The sequence below is a fragment of the Sulfuritortus calidifontis genome, assembly GCF_003967275.1.
Lineage (GTDB): Bacteria > Pseudomonadota > Gammaproteobacteria > Burkholderiales > Thiobacillaceae > Sulfuritortus > Sulfuritortus calidifontis.
This window is the reverse complement of record NZ_AP018721.1, coordinates 2,073,078-2,096,714: the sequence shown is the minus strand read 5'-3', so window position 1 is coordinate 2,096,714 and position 23,637 is coordinate 2,073,078. Positions and strand designations below refer to the sequence as shown.

Sequence of the window (23,637 nt, the reverse complement as noted above, 5' to 3'; positions counted from 1 at the left end):
ATGCCTAGGCGCACAGACATCGAAAGCATCCTGATCATTGGCGCCGGCCCGATCATCATCGGCCAGGCCTGCGAGTTCGACTATTCCGGCGCCCAGGCCTGCAAGGCGCTGAAGGAAGAGGGTTACCGGGTGATCCTGGTCAATTCCAACCCGGCCACCATCATGACCGATCCGGGCATGGCCGATGCCACCTACATCGAGCCGATCAACTGGCAGACGGTGGAAAAGATCATCGAGAAGGAAAAGCCGGATGCCCTGCTGCCGACCATGGGCGGCCAGACCGCGCTGAACTGCGCGCTCGATCTGGCCAAGCACGGCGTCCTGGAGAAGCACGGCGTCGAGATGATCGGCGCCGACCGCGACGCCATCGACAAGGCCGAAGACCGCCAGCTGTTCAAGGAGGCGATGACCAAGATCGGCCTCGGCTCCGCCCGCTCCGGCATCGCCCACTCCATGGAAGAGGCCATGCAGGTGCAGGCCGGCATCGGCTTCCCGGTCATCATCCGGCCGTCCTTCACCATGGGCGGTACCGGTGGCGGCATCGCCTACAACATGGAGGAATTCACCGCCATCTGCGAGCGCGGCCTCGAGGCCTCGCCCACTCGTGAACTCCTGATCGAGGAATCGCTGATCGGCTGGAAAGAGTATGAGATGGAAGTGGTGCGCGATAAGGCGGACAACTGCATCATCGTCTGCTCGATCGAGAACCTCGACCCCATGGGCGTGCACACCGGCGATTCGATCACCGTCGCCCCGGCCCAGACCCTGACCGACCGCGAATACCAGATCATGCGCAACGCTTCCATCGCGGTACTGCGCGAGATCGGCGTCGATACCGGCGGTTCCAACGTACAGTTCGCGATCAACCCGAAAGACGGCCGCATGATCGTGATCGAGATGAACCCGCGGGTGTCGCGCTCCTCTGCCCTGGCGTCCAAGGCGACCGGCTTCCCCATCGCCAAGGTCGCGGCCAAGCTGGCGGTCGGCTATACGCTGGACGAGCTGAAGAACGACATCACCGGCGGCGTCACCCCGGCCTCGTTCGAGCCCTCGATCGACTACGTGGTGACCAAGGTGCCGCGGTTCGCCTTCGAGAAATTCCCCCAGGCCAACGACCGCCTGACCACCCAGATGAAGTCGGTGGGCGAGGTCATGGCCATCGGCCGTACCATCCAGGAATCGCTGCAGAAGGCCCTGCGTGGCCTGGAGACTGGCGTCGACGGTTTCGACGAGAAGTCGGCCGAGAAGAACGAGATCGAGGCCGAGCTGGGCAACCCCGGCCCCGAGCGGCTGTGGTACGTGGCCGATGCCTTCCGTGTCGGCATGAGCCTGGACGAGGTGTTCAGCTACTGCAAGATCGACCCCTGGTTCCTCGCCCAGATCGAGGACATCGTGCGGCAGGAGCAGGCCATCAAGGGTCGTGCCTTGGCCAGCCTGTCCAAGGACGAATTGTTTGTATTAAAGCGCAACGGCTTTTCCGACCGCCGCCTGGCCAAGCTGCTGGGCACCGACCAGCATGCCGTGCGCAAGCAGCGCTGGGATCTGGCGGTGCATCCGGTCTACAAGCGGGTTGACACCTGCGCCGCCGAGTTCGCCTCGCACACCGCCTACATGTACTCCAGCTACGAAGAGGAGTGCGAATCGCAGCCGACCGACAAGCGCAAGATCATGGTGCTCGGCGGCGGGCCGAACCGCATCGGCCAGGGTATCGAGTTCGACTACTGCTGCGTGCACGCCTCGCTCGCCCTGCGCGAAGACGGCTTCGAGACCATCATGGTCAACTGCAATCCGGAAACCGTCTCCACCGACTACGATACCTCCGACCGGCTCTACTTCGAGCCGCTCACCCTGGAGGATGTGCTGGAGATCGTGCGCATCGAAAAGCCGGTCGGCGTCATCGTTCAGTACGGCGGCCAGACCCCCTTGAAGCTGGCGCGCGACCTCGAGGCCAACGGTGTGCCCATCATCGGCACCAGCCCGGACGCGATCGACCGCGCCGAGGACCGCGAGCGCTTCCAGCAGATGCTGCACGAGTTAAACCTCCTGCAGCCGCCCAACCGTACCGCGCGGGCGCCGGATGAGGCGATACGGCATGCGGCGGAGATCGGCTATCCCCTGGTCGTGCGCCCGTCCTATGTGCTGGGTGGCCGGGCCATGGAGATTGTGCGCGAGGAGGCCGACCTGCAGCGTTACATGCGCGAGGCGGTCAAGGTCTCCAACGACTCGCCGGTGCTGCTCGACCGCTTCCTCAATGACGCGATCGAGGTCGACGTCGATGCCCTGTCCGACGGCACCGAGGTGGTGATCGGCGGCATCATGGAACACATCGAACAGGCCGGCGTGCACTCCGGCGACTCGGCCTGCTCGCTGCCGCCCTACAGCCTGTCCAAGGCCCTGCAGGACGAGTTGCGCCGGCAGACCGTGGCCATGGCCAAAGCCCTCAACGTGGTCGGCTTGATGAACGTGCAGTTCGCCATCAAGGGTGGCGAGACCATCTATGTGCTGGAAGTGAACCCGCGCGCCTCGCGTACCGTGCCCTATGTCTCCAAGGCCACCGGCCGGCCGCTGGCCAAGATCGCCGCGCGCTGCATGGCCGGGCAATCGCTCAAGTCGCAGGGCGTGGTCGGCGAGATCGTGCCGCCCTATTACTCGGTGAAGGAGGCGGTGTTCCCCTTCCGCAAATTCCCCGGCGTCGACCCCATGCTCGGGCCCGAGATGAAGTCGACCGGCGAGGTGATGGGCGTGGCCGAGACCTTCGGCGAGGCCTATCTCAAGGCGCAATACGCCGCCGGCGAGAAGCTGCCGAAGAAGGGCAACGCCTGCCTGTCCGTGCGCAACCCGGAGCATCCGCACGTGGTCGAGATCGCCCGCGAGTTGCACGAACTGGGCTTCAAGTTGTTCGCCACCCGCGGTACCGCGGCGGCGATCACCGCGGCCGGCTTGCCGGTGACCCCGGTGAACAAGGTGGCCGAGGGCCGGCCGCACCTGGTCGACATGATCAAGAACCGCGAGATCGACTTCATCGTCAACGTGGTCGAGGACAAGCGCGCGGTGAAGGATTCCCACTCCATCCGTGCCGCCGCCCTGGCCGGTGGCGTGCCCTACTTCACCACCCTGGCCGGCGGCCGTGCCGCCTGCATGGGTATGAAGGACCGGCGCGAGATCAGCGTGATCTCTGTGCAGTCGCTGCATCAGCGGCTGAATTGATTGGGGAGAGCACCATGTCCTTGAACAAGATTCCCCTGACTGTGCGCGGTGCCGAACTGCTGCGCGAGGAGCTGCAGCGGCTGAAGTCGGTCGAGCGGCCGAACGTCATCGCCGCCATCGCCGAAGCCCGCTCCCACGGTGACCTGTCGGAAAACGCCGAGTACGATGCGGCCAAGGAGCGCCAAGGCTTCATCGAGGGCCGGATCAAGGAGCTGGAAGGCAAGCTGGCCAATGCCCAGATCATCGACCCGCGCCACCTCGACGCCGAAGGCCGGGTGGTGTTCGGCGCCACGGTCGAACTGGTCGATGCCGAGACCGGCGACGAGGTGAAATACCAGATCGTCGGCGACGACGAGGCCGACATCAAGGCCGGCAAGATCTCGGTCAGTTCGCCCATCGCCCGGGCTCTGATCAGCAAGTACGCCGGCGATGTCGCCGACGTCCATGCCCCGGGCGGCATCCGCCACTACGAGATCGTCGACGTCCACTACATCTGATCGTGAAGAATCTGCCGGACTTGTTGGCCAACTGGCTGCTCGCCCTCTGGGTCGGCGGCACCTGGGCCATCGGCTACCTGGCGGCGCCGGTGCTGTTCCATAGCTTGGGCGACAAGATGCTGGCCGGCCAGTTGGCCGGCGAGATGTTCAAGTGGATGGCCTATTTCGGCATGGCCGCCGCCGGCTATCTGCTGATCTTCCGGCTCAACCGCTTCGGCGGCGCGGCCTTCAAGCAGGGCTTTTTCTGGATCGCCTTGCTCATGTTGCTGATCGTCCTGGCCGGCCGTTTCGGCATCCAGCCCATCCTGGAACAACTGAAGGACCAGGCCCTGCCCCAGGACGTGATGCAAAGCCTGGTGCGCGACCGCTTCCAGGCCTGGCACGGCGTGTCCAGCGTGCTTTATCTGATTCAGAGCCTGCTCGGCCTGGCCCTGCTGGCCAAGGCCAAGGGCTAGCTCAAGGCAGCTTGATCTGCGGCTTGTCGGCCGGTTTGTAGACCAGGAGCAGCTTGCCGATATGCTGGACCGGGGCGCAGCCGACCGCCTCGCAGATCGCCTGGAGCCAGGCCTCCCGTTCTTCCCGGTTGTCGTTCAGCACCCGAATCTTGATCAGCTCGTGCGCAGCCAGGCTCTTGCCGATCTCCTTGAGCACGGCCTCGGTCAGGCCGGCATTGCCGATCATGACCACCGGTTTGAGATTGTGCGCCAGGCCCTTCAGATACTTGCGCTGGGCGGGATTGAGTTCGAGCATGATGATGGCTGCCAAAAAGGGCGAATAGTACATGAAGCGTAGCAGCAAGACCCGGGCCTGGCATCACCGCCACGTCCACGATTTCTATGTCCGCGAGGCCCAGGCACAGGGCTACCGTTCCCGCGCCGCCTTCAAACTGATGGAGATCGACGACCGCGACCGCCTGTTCAGGCCCGGTCTGACCGTGGTCGACCTCGGTGCCGCCCCCGGCGGCTGGTGCCAGGTCGCGGCCGAGCGGATGAAGGGCCAGGGCCGCATTGTCGGCCTGGATCTCCTGGAAGTGGCGCCGATCGACGGGGTCGACTTCATCCAGGGCGATTTCACCGAGGAGGCCATCCTGCGCCAGCTGGAGGCCGCCCTGGCTGGCCGGCCGGTCGACCTTGTGATTTGCGACATGGCCCCCAATATCACTGGTATCGATGCCGCCGACCAGGCCAAGAGCTACTATCTGGCCGAGCTGGCCCTGGATTTCGCGGCCACCTGGCTGCAACCGAAAGGGGTATTCCTGGTCAAAGTTTTCCAGGGTGCCGGTTTCGAGGCCTACATGAAGGCCATGCGCGCCCGCTTCCGCTCGGTCGCGGCCCGCAAGCCCAAGGCTTCGCGGGAGCGTAGCCGCGAGGTCTACCTGCTCGGGCGCGAAGTCATTGAAGCGGCGTAGAAGTTGGACTAAGTTACGGTTTTGCCGGTATCGAATTTGCCAGTGCCTAAAGCACGAAGGAGTCAGTTTTGAATAACCTTTTCAAGAACATTGCCATCTGGATGGTCATCGCCCTGATCCTGATGACGGTGTTCAACCAGTTCAGTGCCCGCCAGACGGCCCAGGCCCAGGTGGACTATTCCAAGTTCATCGAGGAGGTGCGCCAGGGCCAGGTAGCCAAGGTCACCATCGAGGGCAACGTCCTGCGCGGCGTGCGCAGCGATGGCGCCCGCTTCAACACCTACGCCCCGTCCGACCCTTGGCTGGTGTCCGATCTGCTCAAGGCCGGCGTCGTGGTCGAGGCCAAGCCGCAGGAAGAGCCGTCGATGCTGATGAGCATCTTCATCTCCTGGTTCCCCATGTTGCTCCTGATCGGCGTCTGGGTCTTCTTCATGCGCCAGATGCAGGGCGGCGGCAAGGGCGGCGCCTTCTCCTTCGGCAAGAGCCGCGCCCGCATGCTGGACGAGAACAGCAACCAGATCACCTTCGCCGATGTCGCCGGCTGCGACGAGGCCAAGGAGGAAGTGGCCGAACTGGTCGAGTTCCTGCGCGACCCCTCCCGCTTCCAGAAGCTGGGCGGCCGCATCCCGCGCGGCGTGCTCATGGTCGGCTCGCCCGGCACCGGCAAGACCCTGCTGGCCAAGGCGATCGCCGGCGAGGCCAAGGTGCCCTTCTTCAGCATCTCCGGCTCCGACTTCGTCGAGATGTTCGTCGGCGTCGGCGCCGCCCGGGTGCGCGACATGTTCGAGCAGGCCAAGAAGCAGTCGCCCTGCATCATCTTCATCGATGAGATCGACGCCGTCGGGCGCCAGCGCGGCGCCGGTCTGGGTGGCGGCAACGACGAGCGCGAGCAGACCCTGAACCAGTTGCTGGTCGAAATGGACGGCTTCGAGGCCAACTCGGGCATCATCGTCATCGCCGCGACCAACCGGCCCGACGTGCTCGACCCCGCCTTGATGCGGCCGGGCCGCTTCGACCGCCAGGTAGTGGTGCCGCTGCCCGACATCCGCGGCCGCGAGCAGATCCTGCTGGTGCACATGCGCAAGGTGCCGGTGGCGCCCGACGTCAAGGCCGACATCATCGCGCGCGGCACCCCCGGCTTCTCCGGCGCCGACCTGGCCAACCTGGTCAACGAGGCCGCCCTGTTCGCCGCCCGCGCCAACAAGCGCCTGGTCGACATGGAGGATTTCGAGCGGGCCAAGGACAAGATCATCATGGGCGCCGAGCGCAAGTCCATGGTCATGCCCGAGGAAGAACGCCGCAACACGGCCTACCACGAGTCGGGCCATGCCCTGGTCGCCAAGCTGCTGCCCAAGACCGACCCGGTGCACAAGGTCACCATCATCCCGCGCGGCCGCGCCCTGGGCGTGACCATGCAGCTGCCGGAAACCGACCGCTACAGCATGGACAAGGAGCGTCTGCTCTCCACCATCGCCGTGCTGTTCGGCGGCCGCATCGCGGAAGAGGTGTTCATGCACCAGATGACCACCGGTGCCTCCAACGACTTCCAGCGCGCCACGGATCTCGCCCGGCGCATGGTCACCCAATGGGGCATGTCCGAGGAGCTGGGGCCCATGGTCTATGGCGAGGAAGAGGGCGAGGTCTTCCTCGGTCGCTCGGTGACCACCCACAAGAGCGTGTCGGAAGAGACCATGCGCAAGGTCGATGCCGAGGTGCGCCGCATCATCGACGAGCAGTACGGCCGCGCCCGCAAGCTGATCGAGGACAACCGCGACAAGATCGAGGCCATGACTGCCGCCCTGCTCAAGTGGGAAACCATCGACGCCGAGCAGATCGACGCCATCATGGCCGGCCGCGAGCCGAACCCGCCCAAGCCGGTGACGCCGCCGACCTCGAACAATTCGGGCAACACCCCCAGCGCTCCGGCACCCACCGCCACCCCGGCGGAAGAGGCCTGATTCCAGTGAGGCGTGAGGCGTGAGGAGTTAGGCGAAAACCGCGCCTCACGCCTCACGCCTCACGCCTCACTCCTCGCTATGTTTTCCTGCGGCCGCTTCCGGTTCGATCTCACCCGCCCGCGGGTCATGGGCGTGGTCAATGTCACCCCCGACTCCTTCTCCGACGGCGGCCGCCATTTCGGTGCCGGCCAGGCGGTCGAACACGGCCTGCGCCTGTTTGAAGCGGGTGCTCACATCCTGGACATCGGTGGCGAGTCGACTCGGCCCGGGGCCGAGGCGGTGTCGCTGCAGGAGGAACTCGACCGGGTGCTGCCGGTGATCGAGGGTCTGCGCGATTTGGGGGCCGCCATCTCGGTCGACACCTCCAAGCCCGAGGTCATGCGCGCCGCCATCGCCGCCGGGGCCGATCTGGTCAACGACGTCTGCGCCCTCAGCGAACCCGGTGCCCTGGCCGCCGTCGCCAACAGCCCGGTCGGCCTCTGTCTCATGCACATGCAGGGCAAGCCGCGGACCATGCAGGCCAATCCGCAATATGAAGACGTAGTGGCCGAAGTGGCCACTTACCTCAGACAGCGGGTGGCCGAGGTGCAGGCCGCCGGCATTGTCCGCGAACGCCTGCTGATCGACCCGGGTTTCGGTTTCGGCAAGACCTTGGACCATAATCTCGCCTTACTGCGCGCCCTGCCGCGGCTGGCCACCATCGCGCCGGTGCTGGCCGGCTTGTCGCGCAAATCCATGCTGGGTCAGATCACCGGCCGGCCGGTGGAAGACAGATTGGCCGCCAGCCTGGCCGCGGCCCTGGCGGCGGCGGCGCGCGGCGCCGCGGTAGTGCGGGTACACGATGTCAAGGAAACGGTCGATGCCCTCAAGGTTTGGGCCGCAATAGAGGAAAACGATAATGGGTAGGAAATACTTTGGTACCGATGGCGTCCGCGGCCGTGTCGGCGAGGCGCCGATCACGCCGGACTTCGTCATGCGCCTGGGCTACGCCGCTGGCAAGGTGCTGGTGGCGGCCGAACACGAGGCCCTGCACGGCGAGCGGCCGGCGGTGCTGATCGGCAAGGACACCCGGGTCTCCGGCTACATGCTGGAATCGGCCCTGGAGGCGGGGCTGACCGCCGCCGGGGTCGACGTCCGCCTGGTCGGCCCGATGCCGACGCCGGGTGTCGCCTATCTCACCCGCGCCCTGCGCCTGCAGGCCGGCATCGTCATCTCCGCCTCGCACAATCCGTTCGAGGACAACGGCATCAAGTTCTTCTCCGCCCAGGGCACCAAGCTGCCGGACGCGATCGAGAGCGCCATCGAGGCGGCGATCGACGGCCCGATGCAGACCGTGGCTCCGCGCGAGGTGGGCAAGGTGAAGCGGGTGGACGATGCCGCCGGCCGCTACATCGAATTCTGCAAGAGCACCTTCCCGACCGACCTCGATCTGCGCGGCCTGCGCATCGTGGTCGACTGCGCCAACGGCGCCGGCTATCACATCGCGCCGCACGTCCTGCACGAACTGGGCGCCGAGGTGATCGCCATCGGCAACGAGCCGGACGGCTTCAACATCAACGACCATTGCGGTGCCACCCACACCGAGGCCTTGAGCCACGCGGTGCGTGAGCACAAGGCCGACCTCGGCATCGCCCTCGACGGCGACGGCGACCGCCTGATGATGGCCTCGGCCTCCGGCGAGATCGCCGACGGCGACCGACTGCTCTACGTCATCGCCAGCCACCGCCAGGCCAACGGCAATCTCAAGGGCGGCGTGGTCGGCACCCTGATGACCAATCTCGGCACAGAACTGGCGTTGAAGAAACTGGGCTGCGAATTCGAGCGGGCCAAGGTCGGCGATCGCTACGTGCTGGAGCTTCTGCAGAAGAAGGGCTGGCAACTGGGCGGCGAGACCTCCGGCCATCTGCTCTGCCTGGACAAGCACACCACCGGCGACGGCATCGTCTCCGCCCTGCAGGTGCTCGCCGCCCTGCGCCGCTCGGGCAAGGCCCTGGCCGACTACGCCAAGGACTGCCCGCATTTCCCGCAGGAGCTGATCAACGTCAAGGTGAAGAAGGGCTTCAAGCTCGACGACCGCAAGGAGGTCTGGGACGCCGTGGCCCAGGTCGAGGCCGAGTTGAAGGACGAAGGCCGCGTGGTGCTGCGCCCCTCCGGCACCGAGCCCCTGATCCGGGTGATGGTGGAGGGCCGCCAGGCGGCCAAGGTGCGGCAGGCGGCGGCGCGGATTGCCGAGGTGGTACGGGCAAGCGCAGTGGCTTAGCCATGCCGGGTGCTTAAACCGCACCCGGCGATGTTTGTTTCATCGCCCTGTCACATTCCCCCGGCAGGATGCGGCCATGCGGCATGTGCGCTCCATCTTCCTGTCGGACATCCACCTCGGCACCCGGGCCTGCAAGGCCGACCGCCTGCTCGACTTCCTGCGCGAACACTCGGCCGAACACCTGTTCCTGATCGGCGACATCGTCGATTTCTGGTCCATGAGCCGCGGCATCCAGTGGAGCCGGGCGCAGAACACGGTGATCCAGAAGCTGCTGCGCCGCGCCCGGCATGGCGAGCGGGTGGTGTTCATCCCCGGCAACCACGATGAGACTCTGCGCGAATACGACGGCGTGCTGTTCGGCGACATCCTGGTCGCCAACGAGTACGTCCACGAACTGGCCGACGGTCGGCGCTTCCTGCTCATACACGGTGACGAATTCGACCAGGTGACCCGCCACCACCGCTGGGTGGCGGTACTGGGCGACGCCGCCTACAACCTGCTGGTGCGGATGAACGGCTGGCTATCCTGGTTGCGTCGGCAACTGGGCCGGCCGGGCTATTGGTCGCTGGCGGGTTACGCCAAGCGCAAGGTGAAGAAGGCCCTGCAGTTCATCTTGGACTTCGAGGACTCGGTGATCCGCAACGTGCGCCACCGGGGGCTGGACGGCGTGATCTGCGGCCATATCCACTGGGCGGCGATCAAGCAGGTCGACGGCCTGACCTATGTCAATTGCGGCGACTGGGTCGATTCCTGCACCGCCATCGTCGAGCACCTCGATGGCAGCCTGGAACTGATCGACTGGAATGGCCTGGCCGCCATCGAAACCGCGGCGGCGTTGGCCGAGGCCGCCCTCGCCGAGTCGGAAAGACAGGCCGCCTGATGCGCGTCCTCATGGTGTCCGACGTCTATTTCCCCCGGGTCAACGGGGTGTCGACGTCGATCGAGACCTTCCGTCGCAGCCTGGCCGAGCACGGCGTCGAGGTGCGGCTGGTGGCGCCGCGATATGGCGATGAGCGCGAAGTCGCCGGCATCCGCCGCATCCCCGGCTGGAAGGTGCCGCGCGACCCGGAGGACCGCCTGGTGTCCTGGCACAAGCTGCGTGCCGCCGTGCGCGAGGAGGCGGTCGATTGCGATCTCATCCATGTCCAGACCCCCTTCCTCGCCCACTATGCCGGGTTGGGCGCGGCGCGCCGGCTGGGGCGGCCGGTGATCGCCACCTATCACACCCTGTTCGAGGAATATTTGCACCACTACGCGCCCATGCTTCCGGCGGCCTGGCTCAAGGCGCTGGCCCGGCGCTTTTCCCGGGGCCAGTGCAATGCGCTGGATGGCGTGGTGGTGCCGTCGACCGCCATGCGCGAGCGGCTCTACGACTACGGCGTGACCGTGCCGGCCCATGTGCTACCCACCGGCATCCCGCTGCAGCGCTTCGAGGCGGGTGATCGGGCGAGCTTTCGCGAGCGTCACGGCATCCCGCCCTGGCAGCCGACGGCGCTGTTCGTCGGCCGTGTCGCCCATGAGAAGAACATCGGCTTCCTGCTCGGGGCCCTGGCCATCGCACGTCAACGCCTGCCCGAACTCCTCTTGCTGGTGACCGGCGAGGGGCCGGCGCTGGATAGCCTGCGTCAGCAGGTCGAAACCATGGGGCTGGGCGGGAACGTGCGTTTTCTCGGCTATCTCGACCGCGCCGGCGAATTGCCCGACTGCTATGCCGCAGCCGATATCTTCGTCTTCGCCTCGCGCACCGAGACCCAGGGTCTGGTGCTGCTCGAGGCCATGGCCATGGGCCTGCCGGTGGTGGCCCTGGCCGCCATGGGCACCCGCGATATCCTGGCGCCCGGACGCGGTTGCCTGACGCCGGACGACGATGTGACGGCCTTTGCCCAGGCCATGCTCACGCTGCTGGAGGACGCCGGCCTGCGCCGTCGTCTGGCCGAAGAGGCGCGCGCCTATGCCCGGGAATGGGCCGACGACCGGCTGGCCGGACGTCTGGCCGGACTCTACCAGGCCTTGGCCGGCCGCGGCTGATCTGGCCTCAGGCCGGTTTCACGACGAGCTGACGGTAATAGCCTTCCAAGCGATTGAACACGCTGTCCCAGGAAAGGCCAAGGGCGGTGGCGCGTGCCGCCTGACCCAACGCGCGCAGGGTTTGCGGCTGCTGGGCCAGGCGCGTGGCCTGTTCGATGAAGGCGACCTCATCGCCATACGGCACGGTCAGGCCGTTGCCTCCCGGCACGATGTGTTCGGCCGCCGCCGCATAGTCGAAGCCGAGCACGGCCAGGCCGCTGGCCATGGCCTCCAAGAGCACGTTGCCGAAAGTCTCGGTCAGGCTGGGCAGGAGGAAGCAGTCGGCCGAGGCGTAATGGGCGGCCAGATCCTCGCCGGTGCGCGCCCCGCAAAAGATGAGCTCGGGATGTTTCGCTGCCAGCGCGGCACGGGACGGGCCGTCACCCACCAGCACCAGCCTGGCATCGGGCCGGACCTGGCGCATGGCGGCGAAGGCGCGCAGCAGCAGGGGAAGATTTTTTTCCGGGGCCAGGCGCCCGACATAGGCCACCACCAAGTCGTTTTCCCCGGCGCCCCAGGCCTGGCGCAGGGCCGTCTGCCGTCGCTCGGGCCGGAACAGCCCGGTGTCGACCCCGCGCGCCATCACTGCCAGGTTGCGATAACGAACGGCCGCCAGCTCCTGGCGCAGGGTCTCGGTCGGCACCAGGGTCAACTGGGCGCGGTTGTGGAAGTGGCGCAGATAGCCATGGATGGCCGGTTGCAACCAGCCCAGGCCGTAATGCCGACTGTAGCGGTGGAAGTTGGTGTGAAATCCGGCCACCACCGGGATCGCCAGCTGTCTGGCGGCGCTCAGGGCGGACCAGCCCAGGGGACCTTCGGTGGCGATGTGCACCAGGTCCGGCCGCTTGCACGACCAGAGGCGCAGCAGGCGCCGCTTGGCCGGCAGCCCCAGCCTGAGGTCGGCATAGCCCGGAATGGGCAGGCCCGTCACCAGGGTCTGCTCGACACCATTGACCGGCGGGGCGGCCGGATCGGACGCCTGGCGCGGCCGCACCAGCTGAACCGCATGACCCCGGGCCTGCAGGGCGGCCACGATCTGGCCCAGGGTCATGGCGACCCCGTTGATTTCCGGCGGATAGGTTTCGGTCACCAAGGCGATGCGCAGGGCCGGTGACGCAATCGGAGGGGAGTCGGCGGGCGGAAGTTCGCAGGCGTGCATGGTGCATCAGGGTGACAGCAAACCATGACGCCGGTATGACGGCGCAGGATCAACAAAAAAGGCCGCAGCGAGCGGCCTTGGCGCGGGCAAGGGCTGTGCTTACTGGGCGCTGCAGCTCTTGTATACCGCTTTGCTCTTGTGGACCAGCTCGGTGCCCTTGCCGTCGGCCAGGGTCAGGATCCACTCGCCGGCGTCGTCGCGATAGAGACCACGCGCACCTTTGCTCAGCTCGGCCGAACCGTCATGGGTACGGATGCGGGCGGTGCCGTTCTCGGCGTCGAAGCGTACGGAGAAGGATTTGTTGCCTTCGCAGCTATAGGTGACGAACTTGCCGGGCGTGGCCTCGGCCGCGGACTTGCCGCCGGAGGTGGCGCAACCGGCGATGAGAAGGGTCGTGGCAACAGCCGTGGCGAGGATTTTCAGGGTGCTCATGTCAGGGCTCCTATGGGTTGAGTGGACTGAAAAATCAGCGGCCAGAGCTTAGGCACCCTGTATGACAAAGGGATGAAAGATATATGACAAATAAAATCAATGATTTGCCTCGGTTTTTGTCATATAAATGTAACATTCGGCGCCTACCATGCCAGGCGTTTCATCCCTGTTCCATCACTCACGGAGTCACGACATGTACAAACATAATTCCCCGCGCTTCAAAATGACCGTCATGGCGGGCGTTCTGGCGGGCGCTCTGCTGGCCCCGGTGGCGCATGCCGGCCTGGTCAAGGTGGACGGTTCCTCCACGGTGTTTCCGATCACCGAGGCGGTGGCCGAAGAATTCCAGAAGTCCGTCAAGAGCAAGACCAAGGTCACGGTCGGCATCTCCGGCACCGGCGGCGGCTTCAAGAAGTTCTGCCGCGGCGAGACCGACATCTCCGACGCCTCGCGCCCGATCCTGAAGAAGGAGATGGAAGACTGCAAGAAGGCCGGCATCGAGTACATCGAGCTACCAGTGGCCTTCGACGCCCTGACCGTGATCATCAACCCCAAGAACACTTGGGCGGGTGAGCTGACCGTGGCCGAGCTCAAGAAGATGTACGAGCCCTCCGCCCAGGGCAAGGTCAACAACTGGAACCAGATCCGCGCCGGCTTCCCGAATGCCCCGCTGAAGCTGGCCGGCGCCGGTGCCGACTCCGGTACCTTCGACTATTTCACCGAGGCCGTCGTCGGCAAGGCCAAGTCCAGCCGCGGCGACTACATGGCGACCGAGGACGACAACGTCACCATCCAGTTCGTCTCGCGCGACCCCAATGCCATTGGCTATCTGGGCCTGGCTTATTACGTCGAGAACAAGGACAAAGTGAAGGCCGTTGGCATCAAGGTGGATGACAAGTCGCCTACCGTGCTGCCTTCCCTGGAGACGGTGAACAAGGGCACTTATCAGCCGCTCTCCCGTCCCATCTTCATCTACATCAACCGTAAGTCGGCCGACAATCCGGAGGTGGCTGCCTTCGTCGAGTATTACATGAAGCATGGCGCCAAACTGTCCAAGGAGGTGGGTTATGTCGACCTGCCGGCCAAGGCCTACACCATGGCGCTCGACAACTTCAAGCGGCGCAAGACCGGTACCGCCTTCGGCGGCGAGGCCGAGGTGGGCGTGAGCGTGGAAGAGCTGCTGCAGCGCGAAGGCAAGCACTAAACAGCCTTTGACCTGGGGGGGTGGCAGACGCCACCCTCCCTTTTTTTGTCTCCCATGCGACGATCATGGATAATTCAGGCCCCAGCCATCAGAGTCCTGCTATGAACATCCCGGCCCACCGGTTATCGGAAAAGAGACTGCGCCGCGCCAAGGAAAATGCCATCGAGTCGGTGCTGTTTCTGGCGGCCTTTTCGGCCGTGGCCACCACCGCAGCGATCGTCATCATTCTGCTCTACGAAGCGTCCGGTTTCTTCGAGCATGTCTCCATTGTGGAATTCCTCACCAACACCCAATGGACACCGATGTTCGAGAACCCCCAGTACGGCATTCTGCCGTTGTTGTCAGGCACCCTGGTGACCACCGGCGTGGCGTTGGCGGTGGCCGTCCCGACCGGCGTCATCGTCGCCATTTATCTGTCCGAATTCGCCTCGCACAGGGTGCGTGAAACCGTGAAGCCCTTCCTGGAAATGCTCGAAGGCGTGCCCACCGTGGTGTATGGCTATTTCGCCCTGCTTCTGGTGACGCCGCTGCTGCAGACCTTCATGCCCGATCTGCCGGGTTTCAACATGCTGGGGCCCGGCATCGTCATCGGCATCATGATCATTCCCTATGTCTCCTCGGTCTCCGAGGACGCCATGCGCGCCGTGCCCATGAGCTTGAGGGAAGGCTCTTACGCCATGGGTGCGACCCGGTTTCAGACCGCAGTCAACGTGGTGTTTCCGGCTGCCATCTCGGGTGTGCTGGCGGCTTTCATCCTGGGCATCTCGCGCGCCGTGGGCGAGACCATGGTGGTGGCCGTGGCCGCCGGCCAGCAGCCCAATTTCACCTGGGATCCGCGCGAGCCGGCTGCCACCATCACCGCCTACATCGTGCAGGTGGCCATGGGCGACCTGCCCCACGGCAGCATCGCCTACCAGAGCATCTTCGCCGCCGGCCTGGTGCTGGTCTTGATGACCCTGGTGTTCAATATCCTGGGCCATATGCTGCGGCGCAAATTCCGCGAGGCGTACTGACATGCAAGCAACCGAAATTCAGGCCCTGCGGGCGATGATCGCCCAGCACAAGCGCTACGACATCCTGTTCGGCATCATCGGTCTTCTGGCGACCCTGGTGGGGGTCATCACCCTGCTGGCGCTGTTCATCGACCTCATCATGGACGGCTATGGGCGCCTTACGCCGGAGTTCTTCACCAATTTTCCTTCCCGCCGGGCGGCAGAGGCGGGCATCCTGTCCGCCTGGGTTGGCACCGCTCTGGTCATGCTGGTAACCGTGCTCGCGGCCGTGCCCATGGGCGTGGCCGCCGCCGTCTATCTGGAGGAATACGCGCCGCGCAACTGGGTCACCGATCTGATCGAGATCAATGTCACCAACCTGGCCGGCGTGCCTTCCATCGTTTATGGTCTGCTCGCCCTGGGGTTGTTCGTCTACATATTGGATTTCGGCCAGAGCATCCTTTCGGCCGGATTGACCCTGGCGCTGCTCATCCTGCCGGTGATCATCGTCGCTACCCGGGAGTCCTTGCGTTCCATTCCGATTGCCATCCGGGAGGCGGCCTATGCCCTGGGAGCCACCCGTTGGCAGATGGTAAGCGAGCACCTGATCCCGTATTCCATGGGCGGCATCCTCACCGGCGTCATCATCGGCATGGCGCGCGCCATCGGGGAGACGGCGCCCATCATCACCATCGGGGCGCTGACCTTCATCGCTTTCCTGCCGCCCTTGCCGGGCGCCATCGATCCGGCTACGGACCAGGCCGCGGGGCTGTTCGACTGGCTGTTCTCGCCTTTCACCGTGCTGCCGATCCAGATGTTCAACTGGGTATCCCGGCCCCAGGCCGCTTTTTTGGAGAATGCGGCGGCCACCGGCATCGTCATCATCGTGGCCACCCTGGCTATGAACGGCCTGGCGATCTGGCTGCGCTACCGCATCCGTAAACACATCAAATGGTGAGTTCCATCATGACCGATAACGTGCACCCCGAAGTCGGTGCCCTCAAGGCCGAGGCCAGGAATTTCAATTTTTTCTACGGGACCTACCATGCCCTGAAGAACATCAATCTGCCGGTGGGCGAGAACAAGGTGACCGCCCTGATCGGGCCTTCCGGTTGCGGCAAATCGACCCTGCTGCGCAGCTTCAACCGGATGCACGACCTGTATCCGGGCAACCGCTATGAAGGGGAGATCCAGCTCTATCCGGACAACGTGAACATGATTTCGCACGGGGTCGATCCGATCGAGGTGCGCATGCGGGTTTCCATGGTGTTCCAGAAACCCAATCCCTTTCCCAAGTCGATCTACGAAAACGTCGCCTATGGCTTGCGCGTGCGTGGCGAGAAGCGCAAAAGCGTGCTGGATGAGAAGGTCGAGCGGGCCTTGCGGGGTGCCGCGTTGTGGAACGAGGCCAAGGATCGCCTGAACGATCTCGCCTTCAACCTTTCCGGTGGCCAGCAGCAGCGCCTGTGCATCGCGCGCGCCCTGGCCGCCGACCCCGAGATCATCCTGTTCGACGAGCCGACCTCGGCCCTGGACCCGATCGCCACCGCCAGCATCGAGGAATTGGTGGCGGAATTGAAGAATCAGGTCACCATTTTGATCGTCACCCACAACATGCAGCAGGCGGCCCGGGTGTCGGACTACACGGCCTTTATGTACATGGGTGAATTGATCGAGTTTGGCAAGACCGACGAGCTCTTCGTCAAACCCAAAGTCAAGCAAACGGAAGACTACATCACGGGCCGCTTCGGTTAAGCGGCCCGTGATGTAACGGCGGACGCTAACTTGGCGCAGCCAAGTTAAGCCGGCCCAGCCGGCGGCGGCAGCCACTACATCCTTACAGTCTGGGTTAAGCGGCCCGTGATGTAGTGGCGGTGCCAACTTGGCGTCAGTCGGGTTGGTGCTCAAAACAAGCCAGGTGCACCGGGATTCCCATTCCCCCTCCCGGCCTCCCCCACAAGTGGGGGAGGGGACGCGGCTGTGCCGGGTTTGAGCCCTCCCGGCCTCCCCCACAAGTGGGGGAGGGGACGCGGCTGTGCCGGGTTTGAGCCCTCCCGGCCTCCCCCACAAGTGGGGGAGGGGATGTGGCTGGGCTGGGTTTGAGCCCCGCCGGCCACCCCTGCCCGCGACCCTGGCTTGACCTATCCTGAGTACTGGGTCGAACCGATTCATTTGCCGAAGGGGAATGCCGTTCATGGCGGGTTTGAGCGATCTGTGTGCCAGCGTGCGGGGGTTGCGGGACAGCGTGCGGGCCGGCCAATCTGAATTGCTGCGCGGCTGGCGACCTTGCCTCAAGCGTGCCCCATTCGTCGCCGATGCGGCCAATCTCGCCGCCTACATCAGCTTTCGCCGGCAGGATCTGCGCGAATTGCAGGATCGTCTGGCCGAACTCGGCCTGTCTTCGCTCGGTCGCTGCGAGGCGCATGTCCTGGCGACCCTGGATGCGGTGCTGATCAATCTCGATGCCCTGCTTGGCGGACCGCCGCAGCTGGCGGAATTGGAGAAGCTGGCCGGGCGCATCCGGCAGGGCAACCGGCGGCTTCAGCTGCGTGCCCGCGAGCTGTTGGGGCCGGTGCCGCGCCACCATCGCGGCAGGATCATGGTCACCCTGCCGACCGAGGCGGCGAGCGATCGGCATCTGGTGCGTGATTTGATCAAGTGCGGCATGAGCATCGCCCGCATCAACTGCGCTCATGACGACGAGGCGGCCTGGACGAAAATGGTCGGTCGCGTGCGCGCTGCTGCCACGGCGGTCGGCCAGCCGTGCCGGATACTGATGGATCTGGCCGGGCCGAAGCTGCGCACCGGGGAGATGGCCATGCAGCCCGCTGTGGTGCATCTCAAGCCGAAGCGCGATGCCGCCGGCGATTTGGTCATGCCGGCCTACGTCATGCTCGACGCCGGCACTGCAGGGGATGCCGCCCAGGCGCTGCCCGATCGCTACCCCTGTTTGCCGGTGCCTGCGGATTGGCTGCAGCGACTGAAGAGCGGCGATGCCATCGAACTGGTGGATGTTCGCGGCCGCAAGCGGGCGCTGCATGTCGTCGAGCGGGCGGGCGAGGCCAGGGTGATGGCCGGCGCGGCGGACACGGTCTGGCTGGCGGCCGGGGTCGAGCTTCATCATGTGGTTGGGCATGGCAAATCCAAGCAGCGCCATGCCGCAATCGTCGGCCCGCTGGCCTCGCGGCCCGGCAGCCTGACCGTTCATGTCGGCGATCTGTTCCTGCTGGCGCGCGTGCAGGCCCCCGGCCTGCAGGCCTTTCCCGCCTGGGGGGCGGAACCCTATGCCGGCCATATCCCTTGCGCCCAGCCCGAGGTACTGGACTATTTGCGGCCGGGCGAGCGGGTGTTCATCGACGATGGCCGGATCGCCGCCCGCATCGAGCGCCTGGATGGCGCCGGCGCCTGGCTGCGTGTAACACGAGCGTCATCAAAAGGTGACAAAATCCGCTCGGCCAAGGGCCTCAACTTCCCGGACAGCGATCTGGGGCTGTCGCCGCTGATGGACAAGGACCTGCGCGATCTCGACTTCGTCGCACGCCAGGCCGACCTGGTTGGCTATTCCTTCGTTCAGAGTGCCGCCGACATGGACCTGTTGGCGGCCGAGCTGACTGCACGCGGCGCGGCCGGCATGGGACGCGTGGCCAAGATCGAGACCCGCAAGGCGGTGGCCAACCTGCCCGAGATCATCGTCCACGGCGCCGGCGCGGCGCCATTCGGCCTGATGATCGCGCGCGGCGACCTGGCGATGGAGGTCGGCTGGGAGCGAATGGCCGAGATCCAGGAGGAAATCCTCTGGCTGGCCGAGGCGGCCCGGGTGCCCGTGGTCTGGGCGACCCAGGTGCTGGAGGGGCTGATCAAGACGCACCTGCCGTCGCGGGCGGAGATGACCGATGCGGCGATGTCGGAACGGGCCGAGTGCGTTATGCTGAACAAGGGTCCGTTCGTGCTCGATGCCATGGCCATGCTGGACGACATCGTCCGGCGCATGCGTGGCCATCAACGGAAGAAGACCGCCCGGCTGCGGGCGTTGCACTGGTGAGGATGAAGCGATGGCAAATGCGGTCAAATCGATTGCGAAATACATCCGGAACAACGAGGATTCGGCGGACGCCCAGACCTTGCGCGACATCTGCCAGGCCCTGGAGTCCGGCGAGCCATTCGACCTCACCCGCCTGTACGGCATGAAATCCAAGCCCTTCGACCTGGCCATGGCCCTGCTCGAGGAGTGGCGCTTCGACCAGCATGTCATGGCCCGCCGGCTGCAGAAATACCTGTCCCAGGAAGAGACCTAGGCCGGCACGGCCCATCCCCCAGAATTGACCGGGGCGCGAGGAAGGCATAAGATTGCGCCCTTTATTTGGAGGGGTTATGCGTCGCAAACTCGTCGCCGGTAACTGGAAGATGCATGGCAGCCTGGCCGAGAACGAGGCCTTGCTGGCCGGTGTTCTGGCTGGCATCGCCAGCGCCAAGACCGATGTCGCGGTTTGCGTGCCGTATCCCTTCCTGGCCCAGGTGCAGGCCAAGCTCAGCGGCAGCCCCATCGCCTGGGGCGCCCAGAACCTGAGCCAGCACGGCAAGGGCGCCTTCACCGGCGAGGTCTCCGCCGCCATGCTGCGCGACTTCGGTTGCAAGTACGTCATCGTCGGCCACTCCGAGCGGCGCTCGCTCTACGGCGAAACCGACGAGATCGTGGCGGCCAAGTTCGAGGCGGCCCAGGCGGCCGGGCTGATCCCCATCCTGTGCGTGGGCGAGACCCTGGACGAGCGCGAGGGCGGCGTGACCGAGAAGGTGGTGGCCCGCCAGCTGGACGCCGTGATCGGCAGGTCGGGTGTCGGCGCCCTGGCCGATGCGGTGGTGGCCTACGAGCCGGTCTGGGCGATCGGCACCGGCAAGACCGCGACGCCGCAGCAGGCGCAGGAGGTGCACGCCTTCATCCGCGGCAAGATCGCGGCGCTCGACCCGGCCGTGGCCCAAGGCTTGATCATTCAGTATGGCGGCAGCATGAAGGCCAACAATGCCGCGGAACTTTTGGCGCAGCCGGATATCGATGGTGGTTTGATCGGCGGCGCTTCCCTGGTGGCGGACGAGTTTTTGGCGATCTGCCGAGCAGCTTGAGGTAAGACATGGAATTCTTGGTTTGGGTGTTGCATATCCTGGCCGCCGTGGCGGTAGTGGGCTTGGTCCTGCTCCAGCATGGCAAGGGCGCGGATATGGGCGCGGCCTTCGGCAGTGGTGCCTCCGGCAGCCTGTTCGGCGCGACCGGTTCGGCCAACTTCCTGAGCCGGATGACCGCCGTGCTGGCGACGGTCTTTTTCCTGACCAGCCTGGGTCTGGCCTATTTCTCGGCCAGCAAGGCCAAGCCTGAAGTGGCGCCTGTGGTGCCGGTTCAGACCCAACCGCAATTGCCGGCGCAGCCCGAGGCTGAGCCGTCGAAGGCGAACGCAATACCGAAGTAAGTTTTTTCGAACAACCGAGTGCGCGCGCTGGGTTGTTCTGTCAATTTGCCGACGTGGTGGAATTGGTAGACACGCTGTCTTGAGGGGGCAGTGCGGAAACGCGTGCGAGTTCGAGTCTCGCCGTCGGCACCATCATTTAATATCTTTATACCAACTTCCGATTTTGCTTATATCTGATTGATATCAGCGGGTTTTCGCAGGGCCACGTTCCTTGACCTGCAAGGGTTCGGCGCATACACTTCTTCCCAAGAGACGCGCACTGGAAGCGCGATTGGGACAATAATGCTAGAAAACTATTTTCCAGTTTTGCTGTTCATCTTGGTCGGTTTGGCGATCGGGGTGATACCGATGTTAGCGGGCTGGATTCTGGCACCCAGCCGTCCCGACAGCGAAAAACTCTCCCCTTACGAATGCGGTTTCGAGGCCTTTGAAGATGCGCGCATGAAGTTCGACGTGCGCTATTACCTCGTGGCCATCCTCTTCATCCTGTTTGATCTGGAAATCGCCTTCCTGTTTCCCTGGGCGATCGTGCTGGACGAGGTCGGCACCTTCGGCTTCGTCGCCATGATCATCTTCCTCGGCATCCTCGTCGTCGGCTTCGCCTACGAGTGGATGAAGGGCGCCCTCGATTGGGAGTAAACGCACATGAGCATTGAAGGTGTCCTCGAGAAGGGTTTCGTTACTACCACGCTCGACACGGTCATCAACTACACCCGCACCGGTTCGCTCTGGCCGATGACCTTCGGCCTGGCCTGCTGTGCCGTGGAAATGATGCACGCCGGCGCCTCCCGTTACGACCTCGACCGCTTCGGCATCGTCTTCCGGCCCAGTCCGCGCCAAAGCGACCTGATGATCGTGGCCGGCACCCTGACCAACAAGATGGCCCCCGCCTTGCGCAAGGTCTACGACCAGATGGCCGAGCCGCGCTGGGTGGTGTCCATGGGCTCCTGTGCCAACGGCGGCGGCTACTACCATTATTCCTATTCCGTGGTGCGCGGTTGCGATCGCATCGTGCCTGTAGACATCTATGTGCCCGGCTGTCCGCCGACCGCCGAGGCGCTGCTCTATGGCCTGGTGCAGTTGCAGAAGAAGATCCGGCGCACCAACACCATCGCCCGCTAGGAGACCGACGTGCCCTTGACTGCTGAGGCCCTCTTTGCGCGCATTCAGGACGTGCTCGGCGAACAGATCGCTGGCGGCGGCGTCGCGCGGGGCGAGGTGACCCTGGAAATCCGTCCCCAGGATTGGCGCGAGGTTGCAGAGCGCTTGCGCGACGAACCCGGCCTGGCCTTCGATACCCTGATCGACCTGTGCGGCCTCGATTATTCGGCCTACAAGGACGGCGCCTACGAGGGGCCGCGCTATGCCGTGGTCGCCCACCTGCTGTCGGTGACCAAGAACCATCGTGTCCGCATCCGCGCCCGTTGCGAGAACGACGAGTTGCCGATGCTGGCCTCGCTGGTCGAGGTCTGGCCGGTGGTGAACTGGTTCGAGCGCGAGGCCTTCGACCTCTACGGCATCGTGTTCGAGGGTCACCCCGACCTGCGGCGGATCCTGACCGACTACGGCTTCATCGGCCATCCCTTCCGCAAGGACTTCCCGCTCTCCGGCCAGGTCGAGATGCGTTACGACCCCGAACTCAAGCGGGTGGTCTACCAGCCGGTGAGCATCGAGCCGCGCGAGGTGACCCCGCGCATCGTGCGGGTCGAGAATTACGGCGAGGTGGAATAAGTGGCTGAGATTCGCAATTACACGCTCAACTTCGGTCCTCAGCATCCCGCGGCCCACGGCGTGCTGCGCATGGTGCTGGAGCTGGACGGCGAGGTGGTCGAACGGGCCGACCCGCATATCGGCCTCTTGCATCGTGCCACCGAGAAGCTGGCCGAGCACAAGACCTTCCTCCAGGCGATGCCCTACATGGATCGCCTCGACTACGTCTCCATGATGTGCAACGAGCACGCCTATGTCATGGCGACCGAGAAGCTGCTCGGCATCACGCCGCCGCTGCGCGCCCAATACATCCGGGTGATGTTCGACGAGATCACCCGGATTCTCAACCACCTGCTCTGGCTCGGCGCCCATGCCCTCGACGTCGGCGCCATGACCGTCTTCCTCTATGCCTTCCGCGAGCGCGAGGATCTGATGGACGTCTACGAGGCGGTGACCGGCGCCCGCCTGCATGCCGCCTACTACCGGCCCGGCGGCGTCTACCGCGACCTGCCGGACAGCATGCCGCAATACCGGCCGAACAAATTCAAGAGCGAGGCCGACGTCAGGCGCCTGAACGAGGCGCGCCAGGGCTCGGTGCTCGACTTCATCGAGGACTTTGCCAACCGCTTCCCGACCTATGTCGACGAGTACGAAACCCTGCTCACCGACAACCGCATCTGGAAGCAGCGCCTGGTGGACATTGCCGTGGTCAGCCCCGAGCGGGCCAAGGCCCTGGGCTTCACCGGCCCCATGCTGCGCGGCTCGGGCGTCGCCTGGGACCTGCGCAAGCACCAGCCCTACGAGGTCTACGACCAGGTCGAATTCGACATTCCCATCGGCCGCAATGGCGATTGCTACGACCGCTATCTGGTGCGCATCGAGGAGATGCGCCAGAGCAACCGCATCATCAAGCAGTGCGTGAACTGGCTCAAACAGAATCCCGGGCCGGTCATCGTCGACAACCACAAGATCGCGCCGCCCTCGCGGGAAGAGATGAAGAGCAACATGGAGGAGCTCATCCACCACTTCAAGCTCTTCACCGAAGGCATGCACGTACCGGAAGGCGAGGCCTACGCCGCGGTCGAGCACCCGAAGGGCGAGTTCGGCATCTACATGGTGTCCGACGGCGCCAACAAACCTTATCGCATGAAGATTCGCGCCCCCGGCTTCGCCCATCTGTCGGCCATGGACGAGTTGGTGCGCGGCCACATGCTGGCCGACGTGGTCGCCGTGATGGGCACCCTCGACGTCGTCTTCGGCGAAATCGACCGCTAACGGATTCCC

24 protein-coding genes and 1 tRNA gene are annotated in these 23,637 nt (G+C 64.9%); 22 read left to right on the top strand and 3 right to left on the bottom strand.

What is annotated here, in order from left to right:
• Genes carB through EL388_RS10700 form a run of 3 tightly spaced genes read left to right on the top strand, consistent with a single transcriptional unit; the run spans position 1 to position 4,159 of the window.
• The gene (carB, locus tag EL388_RS10710; protein WP_126463333.1) at positions 1-3,207 is read left to right on the top strand and encodes a carbamoyl-phosphate synthase large subunit; all 3,207 of its coding nucleotides are present in this window, start codon (positions 1-3) and stop codon (positions 3,205-3,207) included.
• Positions 3,208-3,221: 14 nt separating this feature from the next.
• The gene (gene greA / locus EL388_RS10705; RefSeq protein WP_197721781.1) at positions 3,222-3,704 is read left to right on the top strand and encodes a transcription elongation factor GreA; all 483 of its coding nucleotides are present in this window, start codon (positions 3,222-3,224) and stop codon (positions 3,702-3,704) included.
• A gap of 2 nt (positions 3,705-3,706) precedes the next feature.
• A complete protein-coding gene (locus tag EL388_RS10700) occupies positions 3,707-4,159 on the top strand; it encodes a DUF4149 domain-containing protein (RefSeq protein ID WP_126463331.1) in 453 nt (150 codons plus the stop codon).
• Between the two features lies 1 nt (position 4,160).
• Here EL388_RS10700 and yhbY read toward each other — a convergent pair whose 3' ends face one another.
• Complete coding sequence (gene yhbY, locus EL388_RS10695) at positions 4,161-4,487, bottom strand: ribosome assembly RNA-binding protein YhbY (protein WP_232019122.1); 327 nt, start codon at positions 4,485-4,487, stop codon at positions 4,161-4,163.
• Between yhbY and EL388_RS10690 the strand changes: the two genes are divergently transcribed.
• The 6 genes from EL388_RS10690 to EL388_RS10665 all read left to right on the top strand — a co-directional run bounded on the left by EL388_RS10690 (position 4,486) and on the right by EL388_RS10665 (position 11,358).
• A complete protein-coding gene (locus EL388_RS10690; RefSeq protein ID WP_126463329.1) occupies positions 4,486-5,112 on the top strand; it encodes an RlmE family RNA methyltransferase in 627 nt (208 codons plus the stop codon). The two genes, yhbY and EL388_RS10690, sit on opposite strands and share 2 nt — an antisense overlap.
• A gap of 68 nt (positions 5,113-5,180) precedes the next feature.
• A complete protein-coding gene (gene ftsH / locus EL388_RS10685; RefSeq protein ID WP_126463327.1) occupies positions 5,181-7,070 on the top strand; it encodes an ATP-dependent zinc metalloprotease FtsH in 1,890 nt (629 codons plus the stop codon).
• 78 nt (positions 7,071-7,148) lie between these two features.
• Entirely contained in the window at positions 7,149-7,976 is an 828-nt protein-coding gene (gene folP, locus EL388_RS10680; RefSeq protein WP_126463325.1) for a dihydropteroate synthase, read from the top strand.
• Entirely contained in the window at positions 7,969-9,330 is a 1,362-nt protein-coding gene (gene glmM / locus EL388_RS10675; RefSeq protein WP_126463323.1) for a phosphoglucosamine mutase, read from the top strand. The genes folP and glmM overlap by 8 nt, the downstream gene beginning before the upstream one ends.
• Positions 9,331-9,406: 76 nt before the next feature.
• The gene (locus tag EL388_RS10670) at positions 9,407-10,210 is read left to right on the top strand and encodes a UDP-2,3-diacylglucosamine diphosphatase (protein WP_126463322.1); all 804 of its coding nucleotides are present in this window, start codon (positions 9,407-9,409) and stop codon (positions 10,208-10,210) included.
• Positions 10,210-11,358 (top strand): glycosyltransferase, encoded by a 1,149-nt coding sequence (locus EL388_RS10665; protein ID WP_172599397.1) that lies wholly within the window; start codon positions 10,210-10,212, stop codon positions 11,356-11,358. The genes EL388_RS10670 and EL388_RS10665 overlap by 1 nt, the downstream gene beginning before the upstream one ends.
• A gap of 7 nt (positions 11,359-11,365) precedes the next feature.
• Here EL388_RS10665 and EL388_RS10660 read toward each other — a convergent pair whose 3' ends face one another.
• The gene (locus EL388_RS10660) at positions 11,366-12,487 is read right to left on the bottom strand and encodes a glycosyltransferase family 4 protein (protein ID WP_232019121.1); all 1,122 of its coding nucleotides are present in this window, start codon (positions 12,485-12,487) and stop codon (positions 11,366-11,368) included.
• 168 nt (positions 12,488-12,655) lie between these two features.
• A complete protein-coding gene (locus EL388_RS10655) occupies positions 12,656-12,988 on the bottom strand; it encodes a hypothetical protein (protein ID WP_126463318.1) in 333 nt (110 codons plus the stop codon).
• A 193-nt stretch (positions 12,989-13,181) separates the two neighbouring features.
• Here EL388_RS10655 and EL388_RS10650 point away from each other — a divergent pair, with 193 nt between their 5' ends.
• The 13 genes from EL388_RS10650 to EL388_RS10590 all read left to right on the top strand — a co-directional run bounded on the left by EL388_RS10650 (position 13,182) and on the right by EL388_RS10590 (position 23,628).
• Positions 13,182-14,192, top strand: coding sequence for a PstS family phosphate ABC transporter substrate-binding protein (locus EL388_RS10650; protein WP_420856646.1), 1,011 nt, complete (start codon positions 13,182-13,184; stop codon positions 14,190-14,192).
• 101 nt (positions 14,193-14,293) lie between these two features.
• On the top strand, positions 14,294-15,205 hold the full coding sequence (pstC, locus tag EL388_RS10645; protein WP_165919176.1) for a phosphate ABC transporter permease subunit PstC: 912 nt from the start codon (positions 14,294-14,296) through the stop codon (positions 15,203-15,205).
• A 1-nt stretch (position 15,206) separates the two neighbouring features.
• Complete coding sequence (pstA, locus tag EL388_RS10640; protein WP_126463314.1) at positions 15,207-16,142, top strand: phosphate ABC transporter permease PstA; 936 nt, start codon at positions 15,207-15,209, stop codon at positions 16,140-16,142.
• 8 nt (positions 16,143-16,150) lie between these two features.
• Positions 16,151-16,939 (top strand): phosphate ABC transporter ATP-binding protein PstB, encoded by a 789-nt coding sequence (gene pstB / locus EL388_RS10635; RefSeq protein WP_232019120.1) that lies wholly within the window; start codon positions 16,151-16,153, stop codon positions 16,937-16,939.
• A 439-nt stretch (positions 16,940-17,378) separates the two neighbouring features.
• The gene (locus EL388_RS10630; protein WP_165919175.1) at positions 17,379-19,226 is read left to right on the top strand and encodes a pyruvate kinase; all 1,848 of its coding nucleotides are present in this window, start codon (positions 17,379-17,381) and stop codon (positions 19,224-19,226) included.
• 10 nt (positions 19,227-19,236) lie between these two features.
• A complete protein-coding gene (locus EL388_RS10625) occupies positions 19,237-19,479 on the top strand; it encodes a hypothetical protein (protein ID WP_126463308.1) in 243 nt (80 codons plus the stop codon).
• Positions 19,480-19,555: 76 nt separating this feature from the next.
• Positions 19,556-20,302: a triose-phosphate isomerase gene (gene tpiA / locus EL388_RS10620; RefSeq protein ID WP_126463306.1), complete on the top strand. Its 747-nt coding sequence runs from the start codon at positions 19,556-19,558 to the stop codon at positions 20,300-20,302.
• An 8-nt stretch (positions 20,303-20,310) separates the two neighbouring features.
• Positions 20,311-20,643 carry a preprotein translocase subunit SecG gene (secG, locus tag EL388_RS10615; RefSeq protein WP_126463304.1) on the top strand — a complete coding sequence of 111 codons (333 nt, stop codon included), beginning with the start codon at positions 20,311-20,313 and terminating at the stop codon, positions 20,641-20,643.
• 47 nt (positions 20,644-20,690) lie between these two features.
• A tRNA-Leu gene (locus EL388_RS10610) sits at positions 20,691-20,775 on the top strand.
• A gap of 150 nt (positions 20,776-20,925) precedes the next feature.
• Complete coding sequence (locus EL388_RS10605) at positions 20,926-21,282, top strand: NADH-quinone oxidoreductase subunit A (RefSeq protein ID WP_126463302.1); 357 nt, start codon at positions 20,926-20,928, stop codon at positions 21,280-21,282.
• 6 nt (positions 21,283-21,288) lie between these two features.
• On the top strand, positions 21,289-21,765 hold the full coding sequence (locus EL388_RS10600; RefSeq protein ID WP_126463300.1) for a NuoB/complex I 20 kDa subunit family protein: 477 nt from the start codon (positions 21,289-21,291) through the stop codon (positions 21,763-21,765).
• A gap of 9 nt (positions 21,766-21,774) precedes the next feature.
• Entirely contained in the window at positions 21,775-22,374 is a 600-nt protein-coding gene (locus EL388_RS10595; RefSeq protein WP_126463298.1) for an NADH-quinone oxidoreductase subunit C, read from the top strand.
• On the top strand, positions 22,375-23,628 hold the full coding sequence (locus EL388_RS10590) for an NADH-quinone oxidoreductase subunit D (protein WP_126463296.1): 1,254 nt from the start codon (positions 22,375-22,377) through the stop codon (positions 23,626-23,628).
• The last annotated feature ends 9 nt before the right edge of the window (positions 23,629-23,637 follow it).